This window comes from Streptomyces sp. NPDC001781 (genome assembly GCF_053596035.1).
In genome coordinates this window covers 106,075-124,368 of sequence record NZ_JBSFFI010000001.1, presented here as the reverse complement: position 1 = coordinate 124,368, position 18,294 = coordinate 106,075, and the positions used below count along the sequence as shown (strand labels likewise).

General features: G+C 72.4%; 21 protein-coding genes. 8 read left to right on the top strand and 13 right to left on the bottom strand.

The window, feature by feature from the left end; genetic code table 11:
• Positions 1–31 precede the first annotated feature (31 nt).
• A complete protein-coding gene (locus tag ACWCV3_RS00690; protein WP_451216226.1) occupies positions 32–961 on the top strand; it encodes a 1-phosphofructokinase family hexose kinase in 930 nt (309 codons plus the stop codon).
• A gap of 13 nt (positions 962–974) precedes the next feature.
• Here ACWCV3_RS00690 and ACWCV3_RS00685 read toward each other — a convergent pair whose 3' ends face one another.
• Both ACWCV3_RS00685 and cdgB read right to left on the bottom strand, forming a co-directional pair.
• Positions 975–1,889, bottom strand: coding sequence for a CBM35 domain-containing protein (locus tag ACWCV3_RS00685; protein ID WP_451216223.1), 915 nt, complete (start codon positions 1,887–1,889; stop codon positions 975–977).
• A 153-nt stretch (positions 1,890–2,042) separates the two neighbouring features.
• Entirely contained in the window at positions 2,043–3,695 is a 1,653-nt protein-coding gene (gene cdgB / locus ACWCV3_RS00680) for a diguanylate cyclase CdgB (RefSeq protein WP_451216220.1), read from the bottom strand.
• Positions 3,696–3,999: 304 nt separating this feature from the next.
• On the opposite strand from cdgB, the gene ACWCV3_RS00675 reads away from it, so the two are divergent.
• Complete coding sequence (locus tag ACWCV3_RS00675) at positions 4,000–4,572, top strand: flavin reductase family protein (RefSeq protein ID WP_451216217.1); 573 nt, start codon at positions 4,000–4,002, stop codon at positions 4,570–4,572.
• Between the two features lie 50 nt (positions 4,573–4,622).
• Positions 4,623–5,087: a GNAT family N-acetyltransferase gene (locus ACWCV3_RS00670; protein WP_451216214.1), complete on the top strand. Its 465-nt coding sequence runs from the start codon at positions 4,623–4,625 to the stop codon at positions 5,085–5,087.
• Here the strand turns inward: ACWCV3_RS00670 and arfB are convergent.
• Positions 5,084–5,512: an alternative ribosome rescue aminoacyl-tRNA hydrolase ArfB gene (gene arfB, locus ACWCV3_RS00665; protein ID WP_451216211.1), complete on the bottom strand. Its 429-nt coding sequence runs from the start codon at positions 5,510–5,512 to the stop codon at positions 5,084–5,086. The two genes, ACWCV3_RS00670 and arfB, sit on opposite strands and share 4 nt — an antisense overlap.
• A 184-nt stretch (positions 5,513–5,696) precedes the next feature.
• Between arfB and ACWCV3_RS00660 the strand changes: the two genes are divergently transcribed.
• Positions 5,697–6,272 (top strand): TerD family protein, encoded by a 576-nt coding sequence (locus ACWCV3_RS00660; protein ID WP_161204284.1) that lies wholly within the window; start codon positions 5,697–5,699, stop codon positions 6,270–6,272.
• 138 nt (positions 6,273–6,410) lie between these two features.
• Positions 6,411–6,911 (top strand): hypothetical protein, encoded by a 501-nt coding sequence (locus ACWCV3_RS00655; RefSeq protein WP_451216764.1) that lies wholly within the window; start codon positions 6,411–6,413, stop codon positions 6,909–6,911.
• A gap of 4 nt (positions 6,912–6,915) precedes the next feature.
• Here ACWCV3_RS00655 and ACWCV3_RS00650 read toward each other — a convergent pair whose 3' ends face one another.
• On the bottom strand, positions 6,916–7,602 hold the full coding sequence (locus ACWCV3_RS00650) for a pentapeptide repeat-containing protein (protein WP_451216206.1): 687 nt from the start codon (positions 7,600–7,602) through the stop codon (positions 6,916–6,918).
• Positions 7,603–7,736: 134 nt separating this feature from the next.
• Here ACWCV3_RS00650 and ACWCV3_RS00645 point away from each other — a divergent pair, with 134 nt between their 5' ends.
• Positions 7,737–9,254: an MFS transporter gene (locus ACWCV3_RS00645; protein WP_451216203.1), complete on the top strand. Its 1,518-nt coding sequence runs from the start codon at positions 7,737–7,739 to the stop codon at positions 9,252–9,254.
• On the opposite strand, the gene ACWCV3_RS00640 is transcribed toward ACWCV3_RS00645, so the two are convergent.
• Both ACWCV3_RS00640 and ACWCV3_RS00635 read right to left on the bottom strand, forming a co-directional pair.
• Positions 9,243–9,725 carry an N-acetyltransferase family protein gene (locus ACWCV3_RS00640; RefSeq protein ID WP_451216200.1) on the bottom strand — a complete coding sequence of 161 codons (483 nt, stop codon included), beginning with the start codon at positions 9,723–9,725 and terminating at the stop codon, positions 9,243–9,245. The genes ACWCV3_RS00645 and ACWCV3_RS00640 overlap by 12 nt on opposite strands.
• 14 nt (positions 9,726–9,739) lie before the next feature.
• Positions 9,740–10,366 carry a rhomboid-like protein gene (locus ACWCV3_RS00635; protein ID WP_451216197.1) on the bottom strand — a complete coding sequence of 209 codons (627 nt, stop codon included), beginning with the start codon at positions 10,364–10,366 and terminating at the stop codon, positions 9,740–9,742.
• Between the two features lie 319 nt (positions 10,367–10,685).
• Between ACWCV3_RS00635 and ACWCV3_RS00630 the strand changes: the two genes are divergently transcribed.
• On the top strand, positions 10,686–11,750 hold the full coding sequence (locus ACWCV3_RS00630; RefSeq protein ID WP_451216194.1) for a right-handed parallel beta-helix repeat-containing protein: 1,065 nt from the start codon (positions 10,686–10,688) through the stop codon (positions 11,748–11,750).
• A gap of 59 nt (positions 11,751–11,809) precedes the next feature.
• The gene (locus tag ACWCV3_RS00625) at positions 11,810–12,835 is read left to right on the top strand and encodes a methyltransferase (protein WP_451216191.1); all 1,026 of its coding nucleotides are present in this window, start codon (positions 11,810–11,812) and stop codon (positions 12,833–12,835) included.
• 87 nt (positions 12,836–12,922) lie between these two features.
• On the opposite strand, the gene ACWCV3_RS00620 is transcribed toward ACWCV3_RS00625, so the two are convergent.
• Genes ACWCV3_RS00620 through ACWCV3_RS00590 form a run of 7 tightly spaced genes read right to left on the bottom strand, consistent with a single transcriptional unit; the run spans position 12,923 to position 18,152 of the window.
• Complete coding sequence (locus ACWCV3_RS00620) at positions 12,923–13,246, bottom strand: TcmI family type II polyketide cyclase (RefSeq protein ID WP_030804500.1); 324 nt, start codon at positions 13,244–13,246, stop codon at positions 12,923–12,925.
• A 38-nt stretch (positions 13,247–13,284) separates the two neighbouring features.
• Positions 13,285–13,761 carry an SRPBCC family protein gene (locus tag ACWCV3_RS00615; protein WP_451216188.1) on the bottom strand — a complete coding sequence of 159 codons (477 nt, stop codon included), beginning with the start codon at positions 13,759–13,761 and terminating at the stop codon, positions 13,285–13,287.
• A 1-nt stretch (position 13,762) separates the two neighbouring features.
• Positions 13,763–14,020 (bottom strand): phosphopantetheine-binding protein, encoded by a 258-nt coding sequence (locus tag ACWCV3_RS00610; protein WP_451216185.1) that lies wholly within the window; start codon positions 14,018–14,020, stop codon positions 13,763–13,765.
• A 24-nt stretch (positions 14,021–14,044) separates the two neighbouring features.
• A complete protein-coding gene (locus ACWCV3_RS00605) occupies positions 14,045–15,283 on the bottom strand; it encodes a ketosynthase chain-length factor (RefSeq protein WP_451216183.1) in 1,239 nt (412 codons plus the stop codon).
• A gap of 7 nt (positions 15,284–15,290) precedes the next feature.
• On the bottom strand, positions 15,291–16,550 hold the full coding sequence (locus ACWCV3_RS00600; protein WP_451216180.1) for a beta-ketoacyl-[acyl-carrier-protein] synthase family protein: 1,260 nt from the start codon (positions 16,548–16,550) through the stop codon (positions 15,291–15,293).
• The gene (locus ACWCV3_RS00595; RefSeq protein WP_451216177.1) at positions 16,547–17,008 is read right to left on the bottom strand and encodes a cupin domain-containing protein; all 462 of its coding nucleotides are present in this window, start codon (positions 17,006–17,008) and stop codon (positions 16,547–16,549) included. The genes ACWCV3_RS00600 and ACWCV3_RS00595 overlap by 4 nt, the downstream gene beginning before the upstream one ends.
• A 58-nt stretch (positions 17,009–17,066) precedes the next feature.
• Positions 17,067–18,152 carry a SchA/CurD-like domain-containing protein gene (locus ACWCV3_RS00590; RefSeq protein WP_451216174.1) on the bottom strand — a complete coding sequence of 362 codons (1,086 nt, stop codon included), beginning with the start codon at positions 18,150–18,152 and terminating at the stop codon, positions 17,067–17,069.
• Positions 18,153–18,294 lie beyond the last annotated feature (142 nt).

Below are 18,294 nucleotides of genomic sequence, written 5' to 3'. Positions count from 1 at the left end.
GCGTACGGAGAATCGAGGGAGGTCGGACCGGGTGATCCTCACGGTCACGCTGAACACCGCTCTCGACATCACGTACCGCGTGGCGTCGCTGCGGCCGCACGCCGAGCACCGGGTGTCGGATGTCGCGGAACGGCCCGGCGGCAAGGGCGTCAACGTGGCGCGCGTGCTCGCCGCGCTCGGGCACGGGGTGACGGTCACCGGCTTCGCGGGCGGGTCGGCCGGCCAGGTACTGCGCGAGCGGCTGGCGGACGCACCGGGGATCACCGACGCGCTGGTGCCGGTCGCCGGAGCGACCCGCCGCACGGTCGCCGTGGTGGACCGGCTCACCGGCGACACGACCCAGCTGAACGAGCCCGGCCCGCACATAGGCGCCGCCGAGTGGGCCGCCTTCCTGCGCGCCTACGACGCCCTCCTCGCCGACGCCCGGGCGGTCGCCCTCTGCGGCAGCCTGCCGCCGGGCGTGCCGGTGGGCGCGTACGCGGGGCTGATACGTGTGGCCCGGTCGGCCGGGGTGCCGGTACTGCTGGACACGGGCGGGGAACCGCTGCGGCGGGGGATCGCGGCCCGGCCCGACATCCTCAAGCCCAACGCGGCGGAGCTGGCCGAACTCACCGGCTCCCACGAGCCGGCCCGTGCCACCCGCGACGCCCGCCGCCGGGGCGCCCGGGCGGTGGTCGCCTCCCTGGGCGCGGACGGCCTGCTGGCCGCGACCCCCGAGGGCGACTGGCGCGCCGCCCCGCCCGCCCGCCTGCGCGGCAACCCGACCGGCGCGGGCGACGCCGCGGTCGCGGGACTGCTGTCCGGGCTGGTCGACGGCCTCCCCTGGCCCGCACGCCTCAGCCGCGCCACCGCACTGTCGGCGGCGGCCGTACTGGCGCCCGCGGCCGGGGAGTTCGACCCTGCCGAGTACGAGCGGCAACTGGAACGCGCCACGGTGACGGCCGAGGAGTCGGCCGCCTGAGGACGCGCGCCGGCTACCGCCAGCCCTTCTCCAGCCAGAACTGGTCCAGGTTGACGTCGCACTGGTTGCCGCTGCCGCAGGAGATGCTGATCGTGTTCGAGCCCTTCTGGAGCTGGAGGTTGGCCCAGGTGTGGGTCCAGCCGCGCTCCCAGTCGCCCTCGGGGGCGTGGGCGAAGTTCGACATGTTCAGCGGGCGATTCTGCGAGGTGCCGTTGACCGTCAGCGTGGTGTTGGCGTCCTTGCCCGGCACGCCGTAGTTGACGTTCAGCGTGTACTTGCCCGGCTTCGGCACGTCCACCGTCCAGGTCACCGACGCGCCGACCTGGTTCAGGCCGCCCACGTAGGAGCCGCCCGCCGACTTCGCGCCCTTGACGTCGGAGGCCGGGGACGCGCCGCCCGCGAGCTGGACGGCGTCGTCGACCGCGTCGGCCTTCGGCAGCTCGCCGGCCTCGCCGGTGCTGGTGGCCTTCGGGCTCGGCGGTTCCTCCTGCGCCTGGGTCGGGGAGGAGCCCGCCTGGTCGCCGCCCTTGTCGTCGTCGGAGTCGCCGCCCAGCATCGCGATGCTGATGCCGATGACGACCGCCGCGACCACCGCGATGGCGCCGATCAGCAGACCCTTGGTGTTCGGCCCGCGCCGCCCGCCGCCACCGCCGTGCGACGACTGCCGGGAGGCGGGAGCACCGCCGGGCATCGTCTCCGGTGCCTGGTAGTGGGCCGCGGTCGTCTGTCCGTAGCCGCTCTGCTGCGGGGCGGGCTGCTGCGGCTGGCCGTACCGGCGCTCACCGACGGGGCGCACCCTGTTGACCGCGTTGGGATAGCCGTAACCACCGGACGGCGGCTGGGCCCCTCGGGCCTGGCCGTCGGCGTACAGGTAGCCGAACGGGTCGTCTTCCTCGGGCTTGCTCGCGCCGTTGTCGCCGGGCGTCATCCCTGGGTACTCCTCAACAAGTGCGGGCGGGCGGGGTACGGGGTTGGAATGGCGAGCCTACCCTCCCGCACACCTCGATTCGCTCGGACGGGGGACCCCCGAACGGACGCCCGAAGCGCGGAGCCCTGCACCGTCGGCGCTACGACCTGGGTTTCACCCGGCACGCCGATGCTGTTTGGGACGAGATCGTTTCTCAACGTACATCCGCTCGTCGGCGGACTTCAGCACTTCGTCGGCCGTCATGCCGCAGTGCGCCCAGCCGATGCCGAAACTGGCGCCCACCCGGACCGCCCGGCCCTCGGCCCGGATCGGCTGGACGATCTCGTTGCGCAGCCGCACCGCGAGGTCGGCGGCGTCGGCCTGGCCGAGGCCGTCGGCGAGGATCACGAACTCGTCGCCGCCGAGCCGGGCCACGGTGTCGCCGTCCCGCAGGCCCGCGCTGAGCCGGCGGGCCACCTCGATGAGGACCGCGTCGCCCGCGTTGTGCCCGAAGCGGTCGTTGATCGACTTGAAGCCGTCCAGGTCGCAGAAGAGGACCGCGAGCCCCTTCGTGCCGTCGTCGGCGCCCTGCTCGGGGGCGACGGTGTGCACATGGTGGTCGAAGGCGTCGTACGCCTCGGCGCCCGTCGCGAAGTCGAAGCCGTGCGCGTCACCGGAGCCGGCCGGGTGGCCGTAGGCGGCGTCCAGGGAGTCCAGGGCGCCGAGGTGGGCCGGGCGGCGGCACAGCCGGGCGGCGAGCCGGGAGCGCAGTTCGGCGGAGTTCGGCAGCCCGGTCAGGGAGTCGTGGGAGGCGCGGTGGGCGAGCTGGAGCTCGCGGCGCTTGCGCTCCTCTATGTCCTCGACGTGGGTGAGCAGGAAGCGCGGGCCGTCGGCGGCGTCAGCGACCACGGAGTTGCGCAGGGACACCCAGACGTAGCTGCCGTCGCGCCGGGCGAGCCGCAGCTCGGCCCGGCCGCCCTCGGCGGAGGTGCGCATCAGGGTGCCGATGTCCTCGGGGTGGACGAGGTCGGAGAAGGAGTAGCGGCGCATCGCGGAGGCGGGCCGGCCGAGCAGCCGGCACAGGGCGTCGTTGGCGCGCAGGACGCGGCCGTGCTGGTCGCCGCCCATCTCGGCGATGGCCATGCCGGAGGGGGCGTATTCGAACGCCTGACGGAAGGATTCCTCACTGGCGCGCAGGGCCTGCTGGTCGCGCTCCAGGCGGACCAGGGCGCGCTGCATGTTCGCGCGGAGGTACGCGTTGCTGATGGCGATGGCGGCCTGGAAGGCGTACATCTGCAGGGCCTCGCGGCCCCAGGCGCCCGGGCGGCGGCCGGAGAGGGGGCGGTCGACGGAAATGACGCCGAGCAGTCCGCCGCGGGCGCCGCCCTGGGCTCCGGGTGCGTACATCGGGGCGAAGAGGCGGTCGCCGGGGTGCCACTCGCCGGGAGCGAGGGGGGTGGGGCCGTCGGCGTACCACTGGGGGACGTCGTCGTCGTCCAGGACCCAGCCCTCGGTGTGGGGTATGAACACCAGGTCGCCCCAGAGCTCGCCCATGCCCAGGCGGCGGTCCCAGGATTCGCGGGAGCCGGTGCGGCCGGTGATGAGGGCCTCGGCGGCGGAGTTGCCGGAGACGGCGGCGACGACCAGGTCGCCGTCGGGGCGGACGAGGTTCACGCAGGCCATCTCGTAGCCGAGGGCGCCGACCGCGCCGTCCGCGACGATCTGGAGGGTGTCGGCCTGGCTGCGCGCGGTGTTCATCTCGGCCATGACCTGGTGAAGCTGACGCAGTGACGTCAGAGGGACGTACGGCTCCCGATCGGTCTCCATGCTCGCCCTCCCCCTGCTGTCCACAGGCTTTCCGCCACTGAATCACAGCGCGCTGCTCACTCGGTACACAGGGTCAACAATTCCGCACTCCTTGTGACTCAAGTCACAGAAGAACTTGAACAATTGAGTGCAGTTTCCGCACTTTCCCGTTGCGTTCCCCGATCGCAAAGGCAGCGAAGTTGCGCATATGCCGCCGGCCACTCGGGGGCCGCCCTCGCGTCACGGTCCGGTCCTCTGGTCCTAGGTCCGGCCTACACCGGAGGCCCGATGCGGCGGGCGCGGGCGGCCGACTAGCGTTTCCGGTGTGCTGAACTCCCTCTCCCCCACCGCCGCGGCCACTTCTGTGCATGCTGAGGGGGTGAGCGACGACGAGTTCCGGGCCGCGATGTCCCGGCTGGCCGCGGGCGTGGTCCTGGTGACCGCGCAGGAACCGCCGCTGGACCCCGACGACCCGTACGCGCCGGGCGGTGAGGACGCGGGCATGACGGCCACGGCCTTCATGTCGGTCTCGCTGGACCCGCCGCTGGTCCTGGTCAGTCTGCGCACCGGGTCCCGCATGGACGACCTGCTGGACGAGCAGCCGCTCTGGGCGGTCTCCGTCCTCGCCGGGCACCAGCGGCAGATCGCCGGCCGCTTCGCCATGAAGGGCCGGGTCAGCGACCGTCTCCTCTTCGCCGACCTCGCCTGCGACCGGGGCGAGGCCACCGGCGCCCCCCTCGTCCCCGACGCCCTCGCCACCCTGGAGTGCCGCACCGAGCAGCGCGTCGAGGCCGGCGACCACACCCTGGTCATCGGCCGCGTCCTGACGGCCCGACTCCCGAGCGCGGAGGGCGGGCCACTGCTGTACTACCGGGGCCGGTACCGGCACCTGGGCTGAAGCCCGTAAACGGGGAGCGCCCGGCAAGGGCGCCGCCCTAAGGTGCCCGCATGTCACTCAGTCTCGGCGAGGTCACATCCGCGAACCTCGAAGCCGCCCTGGCCATCCGCGTGCGACCCGATCAGGAGCACGCCGTCCGACCGGTCGCGCACTCGCTCGCCGAGGCGTACGTGCACCCCGCCAAGGTGGCCTGGCCGAGGCTGATCCTCGACGGGGACACGGCGGTCGGGTTCCTGATGGCCTTCGTGGACATCGACTGGCGCGCGGACGGCGGGAGCGTGCGGCGCTCCGGGCTGTGGCGGCTGAACATCGACGCGGGCCGGCAGGGCAAGGGCTACGGGCGGTTCGCCGTGGAGTCGGTGGCGGCGGAACTGCGGCGGCGGGGGTGCGGCGAGCTGTACGTCACCTGGCATCCCGGCGCACACGGGCCGGGCGGGTTCTACCGGCGGCTCGGCTTCCGTACGACGGACGAGACGAGCGGGGGCGAGACGGTCGGGGTACTCGACCTGTCCTAACCCCAGTCCCGGCCCGAGCGGCCGCGCTTGGTGTCGGCCCGTTGCTTCTTCTCGCGCAGCCGGCGTTCGTTGATGCCCCGTGGGATGCGGGTCGGGCGGCGGGGTTTGGGCGGGGGCGCGGTGGCCTCGGCGAGGAGGGCGGCGAGGCGCACGGCGGCGGTCTCGCGGTTGCGCCACTGGGAGCGGTGCTCGGATGACCGTACGACGATCATTCCGTCCACCAGGCGTGCGGCCAGGCGTTCGAGCGCGCGTTCCTTCCACACCGGGGGCAGCGCCTCGGTACGGGCGAGGTCGAAGCGCAGTTCCACCTGGGAGTCGCTGGTGTTGACGTGCTGGCCCCCGGGCCCGGAAGAGCGCGAGAAACGCCAGGTCAGCTCGGCCTCGGGAAGCGAGACGGAGCCACGGATGAGATAGGGCCCGGACATGTGTCCCATGTTCCCGGCTCCGGCCGCCCCGAGTCACCCCGATTTCCGGCACGCCTGCCGGGAGTGCCGGAGCAGCTCGGTAAAAAAGGTAAAGCGGGGCGGAACCCGAGGCACCCCTCCCGCCGTTCTAACCGGTGACGTAGCTTCGTCGGCAAGATACTCGTAAGGGAAGGGACTCCCAATCATGGCTGTAAGCCTGTCCAAGGGTGGCAACGTCTCGCTCACCAAGGAGGCTCCGGGCCTGACCGCCGTCACCGTGGGCCTCGGCTGGGACGTCCGCACCACCACCGGCACGGACTTCGACCTGGACGCCTCCGCCATCGCGGTCAACGGCCAGGGCAAGGTCTACTCGGACCAGCACTTCGTCTTCTTCAACAACAAGCAGACGCCGGACAGCTCCATCGTCCACACCGGTGACAACCGTACGGGCGAGGGCGCGGGCGACGACGAGGCGATCAACGTCAACCTGGCCGCCCTCCCGGCCGACGTCGAGAAGATCGTCTTCCCGGTCTCCATCTACGACGCCGAGAACCGCGGCCAGAACTTCGGCCAGGTCCGCAACGCCTACATCCGCATCGTCAACCAGGCCGGCGGCACCGAGATCGCCCGCTACGACCTCTCCGAGGACGCGGCCACCGAGACCGCCATGGTCTTCGGCGAGCTGTACCGCAACGGCGCGGAGTGGAAGTTCCGCGCGGTCGGCCAGGGCTACGCCTCCGGCCTGGTCGGCATCGCCCAGGACTTCGGCGTCAACGTCTGAGAACGGCCGCAGCCGGCTCCGGGGACCTGCCCGGAGCCGGGGTGCGCCCAGCCGTCCGGCGAGCCCGTGCGGCCGCCGGACCTGGGCCGCCGCCGGCCAGGCGGGCACACCGGCCTCCGGCCCGTGGGACCATCTGACGTGCTCGACATCGGCTACGCGCTCTCCAACCGCTTTCCGGACCCCCCGCAGACGGACTACCGCCGGGCGGACGTCCGGGCGCTGCGGCACGACCTGTTCTGCGGGGACGTGTACCTGGCCGACACCACGTCGGACCGGGAGTTGTCCACAGCCTGGGGATGGGTGCCGGTGCTGGACTTCGCGTGGGCGTTGTGCGACATCGCGGAGCAGTTGGACAAGGACCCGATGGGCTCGCGTGCCGCCCGCCCGCAGCGCGCGGAGCTGGACTTCACCGAGTCCACGGACCGCATGCTGTTCGAGCGCCGCTTCGGCTGGGTGGACATCGAGTCGGACTGGATGCCCGCCGAGGAACCCCCGCTGAGCTTCTCGCACGCCGAGTTCCGCCGCGAGGCCCGCGACTTCCTGCACGACGTCCTCGCGGACCTGACCGACATGCACGAGGACCTCGCCGAGAACCCCGCGATCTGGACCCTCCAGGCCCGCTACCCCCGCCTCTCCTGAGCCCTCACTCCACCCTGATCCCGAGTTCCGCCGCGAGCAGCGGGGCCAGGTCCAGCAACTGACCCGTCCCGATCAGCGCGCCGGAGAGCCGGTCCAGCCCGCGCGTGATCTCCAGCGGAGCGGCCCCCCGCAGATCGACGTCCTTGAGCGTGGCGCGGGAGAGGTCGGCGGACTTCAGGGCGCAGTCGACGAACTCCACCCGCTCCAGCCGGGCGCCGCCGAAGTCGGGCTCCACCAGCACACAGGACTCGAAGACCACGTCCTTGAGCCGCGCCTCGCGCAGGTTGAGGAAGTCGAGCTTGCCGCCGCGCACCACCACCCGCTCCAGCACCGCCCCGTGCAGTTGGGCGCCCCCGAGCCGGGGTGAGCGGAACTCCACGTCCCGGAAGGTCGCCTCGGCGAGCTGCGTACCCACCCCGCGCACCCCGTCGAGCACCGAGTCCAGCACCCGCGCCCGCCCGAGCCCGGTCCCGTCCAGCACGCAGCCGGTGAGACGGCAGTCCATGAACCGGGCGCCGCCGCCCTGCTGCCCCGACAGGTCGGCCCCCCGGAACTCCAGCCCGTCGTAGTCCCCGTCCCGCTCCAGCTCCCCGTCCGTCCAGGGAGCCGGCTGCGGCAGCCGCAGCTCCGGGCGCCGCGCGCCCCGTACCGTCGTGCCGCCGCCCGTACCCGTCGCTCGTCTCGTCGCCATCGCCCCATGCTGCACCCCCGCACCGACACCGCCCCGGACCGTGGTGCCCGAACCGCCCAGGGCCCCTGACGGCGCCGGGCGGCGGCCCTCCGACGCGGGATGCGCACCGCCCCGATCCATGGTCTTCTGGCCAGATGAGCATCGGCCGAACGGGTGAGCGTGGTCCGGTCCCCGCCGGAACCGGGGCAGCCGATCCCCGCCGCTGGTGGGGCCTCGTCGTGATCGCGCTGGCCCAGCTGATGGTGGTGCTGGACGCGACGATCGTGAACATCGCCCTGCCCTCGGCGCAGCACGCCCTGCACATGTCCGACGGCAACCGGCAGTGGGTCATCACGGCCTACACCCTCGCCTTCGGCGGACTCCTGCTGCTGGGCGGGCGGATCGCGGACCTGGTGGGCCGCAAACGCACCTTCGTCATCGGGCTGGTCGGCTTCGCGCTGGCCTCCGCGCTGGGCGGCGCGGCGGGCAGCTCCGGGATGCTCTTCGGCGCCCGCGCGCTGCAGGGCGTGTTCGCGGCCGTCCTCGCGCCGTCCGCGCTGTCCCTGCTGACCACGACGTTCACCGACCCGCGCGAACGCGGCAAGGCGTTCGGGATCTACGGCGCGCTCGCGGGCAGCGGGTCGGCGATCGGGTTCATCCTCGGCGGCCTGCTCACGGAGTACCTGAACTGGCGCTGGTGCCTGTACGTCAACGTGCCCATCGCGATCGTCGCCGTGCTCGGCGCCTTCGCCCTGCTGCGCGACCGGCCCGGTCACGGCGGCACCGCCCGGCTCGACGTCCTGGGCGCGGTGCTCGGCTGCGGCGGGCTGGTGGCCGTCGTCTACGGGTTCAGCGAGGCCGAGCCGCGCGGCTGGACCGATCCGCTGGTGCTGGCGCTGTTCGCGGTGGGGATCGTGCTGCTGGTGGTGTTCGTGTGGTGGCAGAACCGGGCACCGGACCCGCTGCTACCGCTTCACATCGTGCGGGACCGGAACCGCGCGGGGTGCTTCCTCACCATGCTGCTCGCGGTGATCGGCATGTTCGGGCTGTTCCTGTTCATGACCTACTACCTCCAGGTCATCCTCGGCTACTCCCCCGTCCGGGCGGGCCTCGGCTTCCTGCCGCTGACCGCCGCGATCATCATCGGCTCGACCCAGATATCCGCCCGGCTGCTGAACCGGGTGGCGCCGCGCCTGCTGATGGTGCCGGGCATGCTGCTGGCCTGCGGGGGGCTGCTGCTGCTCACGCGGATGACGGTGCACTCGTCGTACGCCTCGGAGATCCTGCCCGCGCTGCTGCTGCTCGGGCTCGGCATGGGCCTCACCTTCATGCCGGTGTTCGCCACCGCCACGGCCGGGGTCGCCCCGCGCGACTCAGGGGTCACCTCGGCGACCGTCAACACCGCCCAGCAGGTCGGCGGCTCCATCGGCACGGCCCTGCTCAACACCATCGCGACCACCAGCGCCGCCGCCTACGTCACCGCCCACCTGCGCGGCCCGGCCGAGCGGGCCGGTGTGGTCCCGGCGGGCGTGGTGCACGGCTACACGGTGGCCATCTGGTGGGCGGCCGCGGTGATGCTGCTGGCCGCCCTGGTGGCGGGTGTGATGGTCACGGCGAAGCCGCCCCGGCACGGGATGCCCGCGAAGGCGCAGGTACGGGAGTCAGTCGGCTGAACGGGCCAGGTCCGTCAGGGCGCCGTCGGTGAGGCGGTACACGGTCCACTCGTCCTGCGGGCGGGCGCCGAGCCTCTCGTAGAAGCCGATGGCGGGCCGGTTCCAGTTCAGCACCGACCACTCCAGGCGCTCGTAGCCCCGCTCGGCGCAGATCCGGGCCAGCTCGGTGAGGAGGGCGCGGCCGTGGCCGCCGCCGCGTGCGGCGGGGCGGACGTACAGGTCCTCCAGGTGGATGCCGTGCACACCGCGCCAGGTGGAGAAGTTCAGGAACCACAGCGCGAAGCCGGCGGGCTCGCCGGTGGTGTCGTCCACCGCCAGGTGGGCGTAGGCCGCCGGGCGCTCGCCGAACAGCGCGTCCCGCAGCTGCGCCTCGGTGGCCCGTGCCTCGTCGGGCTCCTTCTCGTACTCGGCGAGCTCGCGGATCATCGTGTGGACGACGGGCACGTCGTCGGGGCGCGCGGTACGGATCATGCCCGGCAGCGTAGTCAGCCCGACGGCGCGGCCGGCGTGCGGAACGGGTGCCAGGTACTCCCCCGGCCCCGCACCAGCGGATAGCAGGCCAGCCCGATCAGCGCGGCCAGGGCGTGCCCGACGTCGGTGAAGGTCCGGCCGTCGACGAGAGGCAGGGAGTAGACGGCGAGCAGCACGGCGAGATACGGGTACCGCCAGGGCGGGGCGATCCGGTACGTCAGTACGCCCATGACCCCCGCGAGGGCGTAACTGACCCCGATGTCGAGGGTGTTGACGGCCGAGGCGGGCGCGTGCCCGTCGTTCACCGCCCGCAGCAACGCCAGCTCGCTGATCAGTGTGGCCAGCACATGCGCGGCCGCACAGACCACGATCCAGCGAGCCGTCCCCACCCACCGCTCCACCTGTGCGTGGAACACGCTGTACGCCGCCACGTACGGCAGCCAGCGCCCTCCGTCGATCCACATCCCGCTCGTGATCAGCACGCGGACCGGGTTCTGCGACAACTCGTGGATGTTGGTGGACCGCTGCCGCAGGAACTCCTTCTCGAACTCCGGCGACATGTGATGCAAGGCCACAGTGGTGACGAACAGCACGGCAAGCCACACATAGGTGCCGGGCGCGGACCGCACGTAGGCCGCCACCGCCCGACCAGCTCGCCCCAAACCGGCACCCCGTCTCACACCCGCCAGTATGGGCGCGGGCGCGCCCACCCCGCCCTCCGGCCGCCCCGCCCTGACGCACCGAGCGCACCACTTCGGGGCCGCCGGCACCCGCGCGCCGACGGCCCGCCCCGGTCCGCCCTGCCCCGCCGGGGACTACGCCGGCCGGGTGACGCACGCCGGACGCCGCGACACGGCGTACGGCTCGCCGCGGGACGGGCGTTGCGGGCTCTTTGACAGACACGCCCCCGGACGGACCATCGCATGGGATACCAGACAAACCAGTCATACCGTACACGGTATGAAGAAATGTCACCTCGCATACCTCGCCTGCACCGCGGCGCTCGTGAGCGCGGGAGTGGGGGCGGTCCCCGCGGCCGCCGCTCACCAGACCCTCGTGGTCCGTCCGGGCGAGTCGATCCAGAAGGCCGTCGACGCCGCACGGGCCGGGGACACCGTGCTGGTCCTCGCCGGCACCTACCACGAGAGCGTGAAGATCGGCACGGACCGCGTCACGCTGCGCGGCGCGGGCGCCCGGACGATCCTCAAGCCCGCCGCCGTCAAGACCGGCAAGAGCGCCGGCGCCTGCGCCCAGAACGGCAACGGCATCTGCGTCCTCGGCACCAAGAAGAGGGACGTCCGGGGCGTCACCGTCGCCGACCTCACCGTCACCGGGTTCGCCCGCGCCGGCGTCTTCGGCATGGCGACCGACCGCATGACGGTCCGCCATGTGCACGCCGTCGACAACCGCACCTGGGGCATCGCCCAGGAGCGCTCGACGCGCGGCTTGTTCCGCGAGAACGTCGCCGAGCGCAACGGCGACGCCGGAATCTTCCTCGCCAACACGATCAAGGAGGAGGCGGGCGCGTACGACGCCGGAACCCTGGTCGAGCACAACCGCCTTCAGGACAACCGCATCGGCGTCACCGTCCGCCGCCTGCGTGACGTGAACGTCCAGGACAACGGCATCAGCGGCAACTGCGCCGGCGTCTTCGTCGTCGGTGACGAGAACATCCCGAAGGCCGGTCACCTGACCGTCGCCCGCAACTACGTCCGGGAGAACAACAAGTACTGCCCGAAGACAGCGCGCCTGCCCGCCCTCCAGGGCTCCGGCATCGTGCTGACCGGCGTCGAGCGGACCCGTGTGACCGGCAACCTCGTGCGCGGCAACGCCGGCAGATCCCCGCTCTCCGGCGGCATCGTGCTCTTCAAGAGCATGGTCGGCGCCACCGGCGACAACAACCGTGTCGTTGGCAACATGCTGTCGGCCAACGCCCCCGCGGACCTGGTGAACACCGACACGGGCAAGGGCAACAGGTTCACGCGCAACTCCTGCCGGGCCTCGAAGCCCGCGGGCCTGTGCTGACCGCCCGCCCCCTGCCCATCGATGACCGAAGAAGGCCGAAGAACGAGAAAGGGCGGCAGATGACGACCGCTGAGACAGCCCCACCGCCCCCCATGCGCCTGCGCGAGCTGGTGTTCGGGGCGGCGTGCGCCGCCGCCGTCCGGGCCGCCGCCCGGCTCGGCGTCGCCGACGCCCTCGGTGACGAACCCCGGCCCGTGGAGGACCTGGCGGCCTCGGTGAAGACCGAGCCCAAGCCGCTGCGCCGGCTGCTGCGCGCCCTGTCCTGCTACGGCGTCTTCGCCGAGCACCCGGACGGCACCTTCGCGCACACCGACATGTCCCGCCTGCTGCGCGAGGACGACCCCAACAGCCTCCGCGCCATCGCCCTGTGGTGCACCGAGCCGTGGACCTGGGACGCCTGGCCCAGGCTGGACGAGGCCGTGCGCACCGGGGACAACGTCGTGGAGTCCCTCTACGGAAAGGAGTTCTTCACCTACCTCAACGAGGACGCCCCCGAGTCCGCGGACGTCTTCAACCAGGCCATGACCCGCTCCAGCGAGCAGTCGGCCCGCGAGGTCGCCGCCCTGCTCGACCTGTCCGGCGCCGGATCGGTGGCGGACTGCGGCGGCGGCCAGGGCCATGTGGTGGCCTGCCTGCTCGACAAGTACCCGACGATGCGCGGCAGCCTGCTGGACCTGCCCCGCGTGGTCGAGAACGCCCTGCCCCGCCTGCGTACCGGCGACCTCGCCGACCGCGCCGAGATCGTGCCCGGTGACGTGCGCGCCTCGGTCCCGGTGAAGGCCGACGTCTACGTCATCAAGAACATCCTGGAGTGGGACGACGAGAGCACCGCCCGGCTGCTCGGCAACGTCACCGCGGCGGGCGGCCCCGGCACCCGCGTGATCGTCATCGAGAACCTGGTGGACGACACCCCCTCGATGCGCTTCAGCACCGCGATGGACCTGCTGCTCCTGCTGAACGTGGGCGGCGCCAAGCACACGACCGAGTCCATGGTCGGCCGGCTCACCTCGGCGGGCCTGGTCGTGGACGACATCCGTCCGGTCAACCCGTACCTGCACGCCTTCGAGTGCCACGTCGCCGGCTGACGCGGCCTCCGTACGGCGAGACCGGCCGCCGGGTCCGCGACGCTGCGGGCCCGGCGGCCGGTGGTCTTCCTCAGGGGAGTCGGACGGTCAGTCGCGCTCCCACACGTAGAAGCGCTCCGCCATCGCGTCCTTCGGGGAGCGCCAGGTCTCCGGGTCGTAGGCGCTGACGTACGCCGACAGGCGCTCGCTGATCCCGCGGAACTCCGGGTGGCCGGCCACCTTGGCGATGGCCGGGGCCGGGTCGCTGTCCGACTCGACGAGGTGCATGTACACGTCGCCGAACTGGAACAGGCTGCGGCGGCGCACCCCGACGAGGTGCGGCAGTTCGCCCCGGTCCGACTCCGCGAAGATCTTGGCGATGTCCTGGGCCGAGCCCGGTGCCATCCGGGCCACGATCAGTCCCTGGTGCATGGGAGGTGTCCTCTCCTGCCTCTTCGGCCGCTCGCCGGTCAGTCGGCCAGGGCCGGGGCGGGGCGGTCCCCGGCGGCCTGCTGGATCTTGTCCCGGATGAGCGCCATCTGGACCTTGGAGTTGCGGTTGATGTTGTCGGTCATCCACTCGTCGTCGACCGGCGCCTCGGGCTTCATGGCGAAGTCCTGCGTCCACACCATCCGGGTGCCGGCGGGCACCTCCTCGTAGGCCCAGTGGATGTCCATGTGGGCGAAGGGGCCGGTCTCCACGCGGCGGGCGCGAACCGTGCGGTTCTGGCGGTCCGGCTCGCGCTCGGAGACCCAGCTCCACACGGTGCCGTTGTCGTCCGGGTGCATGGTGAGCCGGAACGTCGTCTTCCGGCCCTCCCGCTTGAGGACCTCGACGGACGCGTACTCGCTGAAGAGCTGCGGCCAGTTCTCCAGGTCGTTGGTCATGTCCCAGACCAGGTCGAGCGGGGCGGCGATGGTGATCTCGTTCCGGGTGTGTCCGGCCATGTCAGGCTCCTGCCATCAGTGCGCTGTTGACGAGGTCGAGGAACGCCTGCGGCGTCTTGCAGCGCTCGGCGTCCGGGGGCATCGGGGTGCCGTGCCGGTTCTCCAGCTCGCCGACGATGCCCAGCAGGCCGAGCGAGTCGAGCCCCAGCGTCTCGAAGGGGGTCGCGGGCTGCGCCCGCAGCAGTTCCGGAGCGACGGTGATGCCCGCCGCCTTCTTCATGAGGGCGGCCAGTTCTTCTTCGGTGATCTGCGCGTTCATGCCGTTCTCTCCTTTGCTGTTCGCCTACTTGGCGCCGTGCCGCAACACCAGCGCCGAGTTCGACCCCATGAGGCCCCGGCTGAGGACCAGCGCCGTGCGCGGCTCGGCCACGCGGGCGCTCCCGGTCACGAGGTCCAGGTCGTGGCAGACGTCCACCACGTTCGGCGTCGGCGGGATCAGGCCGTGCTCCATCGCCAGCACCGCCGCCGACACGTCCAGCACCGGTGCCGCGCAGTAGCCGCGGCCGATACCGGTCTTCGGTGCCGTCACCGGCACCCGTCGCCCGTGCTCGCCGAGCGCGTCCACCAGCGCCAGCGCCTCGGCACGGTCCGCCTCCGGCACACCGAGGGCGTCGGCGAAGACCATGTCGACCTCCTCCGGCGCGCAACCGGCTTCCGCCAGCGCGGTCCGGATGGCCTGCGCCAGCCCCTCGCGGGACTCGGCCCAGCGGGAGGCCCCGGTGAACGTCGCCGCGTGGCCCGCGACGTACGCCCGGACCTCGGCCCCGCGCTCCCGCGCGGACCGCTCGGCCTCGACGACGAGCATCGCGCCGCCCTCGGCGGGCACGAACCCGCACGCCGCGTCGGTGAAGGGGCGGTACGCGCGCGCCGGGTCGCTCTCGCCGCTCAGCTCCCCGTACCCGAGCTGGCAGACCACCGAGTACGGCGCGAGCGGCGCCTCGGTGGAGCCGGCCACCATCACATCGGTGCCCCGGCGTACCGCGCGGGCGGCGTGCGCGAGGGCGTCCAGACCGCCCGCCTCGTCGGAGGCGACCACCGAGCAGGGCCCCTTGAGGCCGCGCCGGATGGAGATCTGGCCGGTGCTGGCCGCGTAGAACCAGGCGATGGACTGGTACGGGCCCACGAACCGGCTGCCCTTGCCCCACAACTGCTGGAGCTCGCGCTGGCCGAACTCGCCGCCGCCGGAGCCGGAGGCGGTGACCACCCCGATGGAGAAGGGGTCCGCCTCGGTGTCCGCCTGGCCCAGCCGGGCGTCCTCCAGGGCCAGGTCCGCCGCCGCCATGGCGAAGTGCGTGAAGCGGTCGGTCTGCACCAGGAAGCGTTCCTCGACCACGGCGGGGTCGAAGGCGCGGACCTCGCCCGCCACCTTCAGCGGCAGGTCCTGGCAGCCCTCGCGGGTCACCCGGTCCAGGACGCTGACGCCCTCCTGGGTGGACTTCCAGAAGGTCTCGGTGCTGATGCCGTTCGGTGCGACCACCCCGATACCGGTGACGGCCGCGCGCCGTTCCTCGGCTGCGCTCATCGTGTCCTCACTCCCTCGGCCGGGTCAGGATCACCGCGGACTGGAAACCGCCGAACCCGCTGCCCACGGAGAGCACGCCGTTCAGCTTCCGCTCCCGTGCCTCGCGCGGGACGTAGTCCAGGTCGCACTCGGGGTCGGGGGTCGTGTAGTTCGCGGTGGGGGGGACGGCCTGCTTGGCGAGCGCCAGCACGCACGCCACCACCTCGATGGCCCCGATCGCCCCGAGAGAGTGCCCCACCATCGACTTGATGGAGCTCATCGGGGTGTCGTAGGCGTGCTGCCCGAGCGCCCGCTTCACCGCGGCCGTCTCGTGGCGGTCGTTCTGCCGGGTGCCGGAACCGTGCGCGTTGACGTAGTCGATCGCGGTCGGGTCGATCCGGGCCTGGTCCATGGCGGTCTCGATCGCGCGGGCCATCTCCAGGCCCTCGGGGGTCAGACCGGTCATGTGGTATGCGTTGCCGAACGTGGCGTACCCGCTGAGCTCGCAGTACACGTGCGCGCCGCGGGCCCGGGCGTGCTCCAGCTCCTCGAGCACCAGCACCGCGCCGCCCTCGCCCATGACGAACCCGTCACGGTCGTTGTCGAAGGGGCGGGAGGCGTGCGCCGGGTCGTCGTTGTTCGGGGACGTCGCCTTGATCGCGTCGAAGCACGCCATCGTGATCGGGGATATCGGCGAGTCCGAGGCACCGGCCAGGCATATGTCCGCCCGGCCCTCCTGCACCGTGTGGAAGGCGTACCCGACGGCGTCCAGGCCCGAGGTGCAGCCCGTGGACACCGTCTGCACCGGGCCCCGCGCGCCGAACCGCTCGGCCACCGACGAGGCGACCGTGCTGGGCGAGAACGCCCGGTGCAGTTCGGGGCGGGCCTGGGTGTGGTCCACATCCCAGCGCTGGCCACCGTGGCTGACCAGCACGTAGTCGTTCTCCAGCCGGGTGGTGCCGCCGACCGCTGTGCCCACCGACACCGCGATCCGGTACGGGTCCTCGGCCGCGAGGTCGAGACCCGAGTCGTGCACCGCCTCGTCGCCGGCCACCAGCGCGAACTGGATGTACCGGTCCGCCCGCTGCACCTGCTCGGCGTCGAGCCCGTAGGCCGCCGGGTCGAAGTCGCACTCGGCGGCGATCCGGGACCGCAGCCCCGAGGGGTCGAAGAAGGTGATGCCGCGCGTCGCGGTCCGGCCGTTGGACAGCAGGTCCCAGAACGCGGGCGTACCGATCCCGCCCGGAGCCACGATGCCTATGCCCGTGACCGCCACCCGCCGGGTCATGAGCGCACCTGGTCCCGGCCGGCGGCCACGGCACCACCGGCCTCGGTCACCACCGCGGCGGCCCCGATGACGTCCGTCTCCTCGGTGTCGACGTGACCGAGCTGCGGACGCGGGGCCAGCGGACCCAGGTGGAAGACGAGACGCGCCTCCTCGTCACCCACGTTGCGGAAGCGGTGCCGCATGTGGGCGGGGATCATCAGGCCCTGCTCCGGCTCGAGGGGGTGCGCCTCGCCGTCGAGGTCCACCTCCAGCCGGCCGCAGATCACGTACACGAACTCCTCGGAGTACGGGTGGTAGTGCTCCCCGATGCGGTCGCCGGGCTGGACGATGGCCACGCCCATGAAGCCGCTGGTGGAGCCGACCGTCGCCGGGGTCAGCATGGCGCGCAGGTCACCGCCGCGCCGGGTGTTGTGCTCGGTGTCCTCGAGGTTGATGATCTTGGGGCGGTGTTGGATCACAGCTTCCTCCGTGGGATGTGCCGCGTCGGCGGTTGTGAAGTGAGGGGCGGCCACCGGATCAGACGCCCGGGGCGCGGCGGTCGGTGACGAGGTCCATCCGGGCGGCGTCGCCGGCGAGCAGCGCGCGCAGCTCGGCGGCCGCGGCCGCGTCGGCGGGCAGTGCGTCCACGCTGTTGCCGCGTACGTCCACCAGGCGCACCACCACGTCGTCGCGCTGGAAGACCGTGCTGCGCAGCACCGCGCTCGCCGGGTCGTCGGCCGCCGTCTGGTCGTGCTGGGAGAGCAGCTCGGCCAGCCGCATGCCCTGGCCGGCGCGGGCCGGGTAGAACAGCGCGAGGCGGTTGCCCTCCGGCTGGTCGTCGGCGACCACGTGGTGCACGGCGGGGAGCGCCGCACGGGTGAAGAACATCCGGGCCGACTCCTGGTCGTCCAGGTCCCGGTCCTGCTCCAGGTAGGGGTTGATGGCCTCCTCGACCGCCCGCACCTCGGGCTGCCGGGCCACGTGCCGCAGCGCCGCGAGCAGGTCGCCGCGCACCTCGATGGCCCGCACCACCCGGTTGCCCTGCATGAACAGCGAGGTCCGCAGGAGCTGCGTGGTGTCGTCCACGCGGGCCTTCGGCGAGGCGTAGTCCGCGAGGATCGCCGCGACCTTCTCCTCGGTGCCCGGCTTCACGGTGAAGGTGAGCGCGTGCCGGATGACTCCGTCACCGATGCGCGGGTGCGCCTGGAGGCGGCGGCCGGGGGCCGACTCGGCGGGGACCGCCGGACCGCCCGTCTCGCGGACGATGTGGAAGCGCAGCGAACGGGTGTCGCGCACGCAGGAGTGCAGCGGCTCCACCATGTGCACGTGCTCCTCGCTGTTCACCCACGTGAGGAACGGCGGGGCGCTCTCCCATTCGCTGGTGATGAGCCACTGCGAGGGGTTCTCGATGGACTGGCAGAGCTGGTCGCTGACGTGACCGGGCACCTGGGTGACCTGCGAGCAGAGCTGCTCGTACGCCTCCAGGAACTGCTGCTGCGCGCCGTCGTACACGTCGACCAGGAGGACGACCCGCAGCGGGGAGCCGTCGAACACGGACTGGGATACACGCCTGGACACCTCGCGTGCCGGCGTTTCTGAGGGACGTTCAGACGTGGTGGTCATCCTGCACACATCTCCTTCGCGGGGCAGAACCGGTGCCGGCCTGGGATCGGGCCCGGCAGCGTGCCTTGATCCTGTGCCGGGCTCCACGAGCCCGCGACTCCTGTGAACCACGTGGGTGATTGGGCACGCGGAGGTGCCGCCA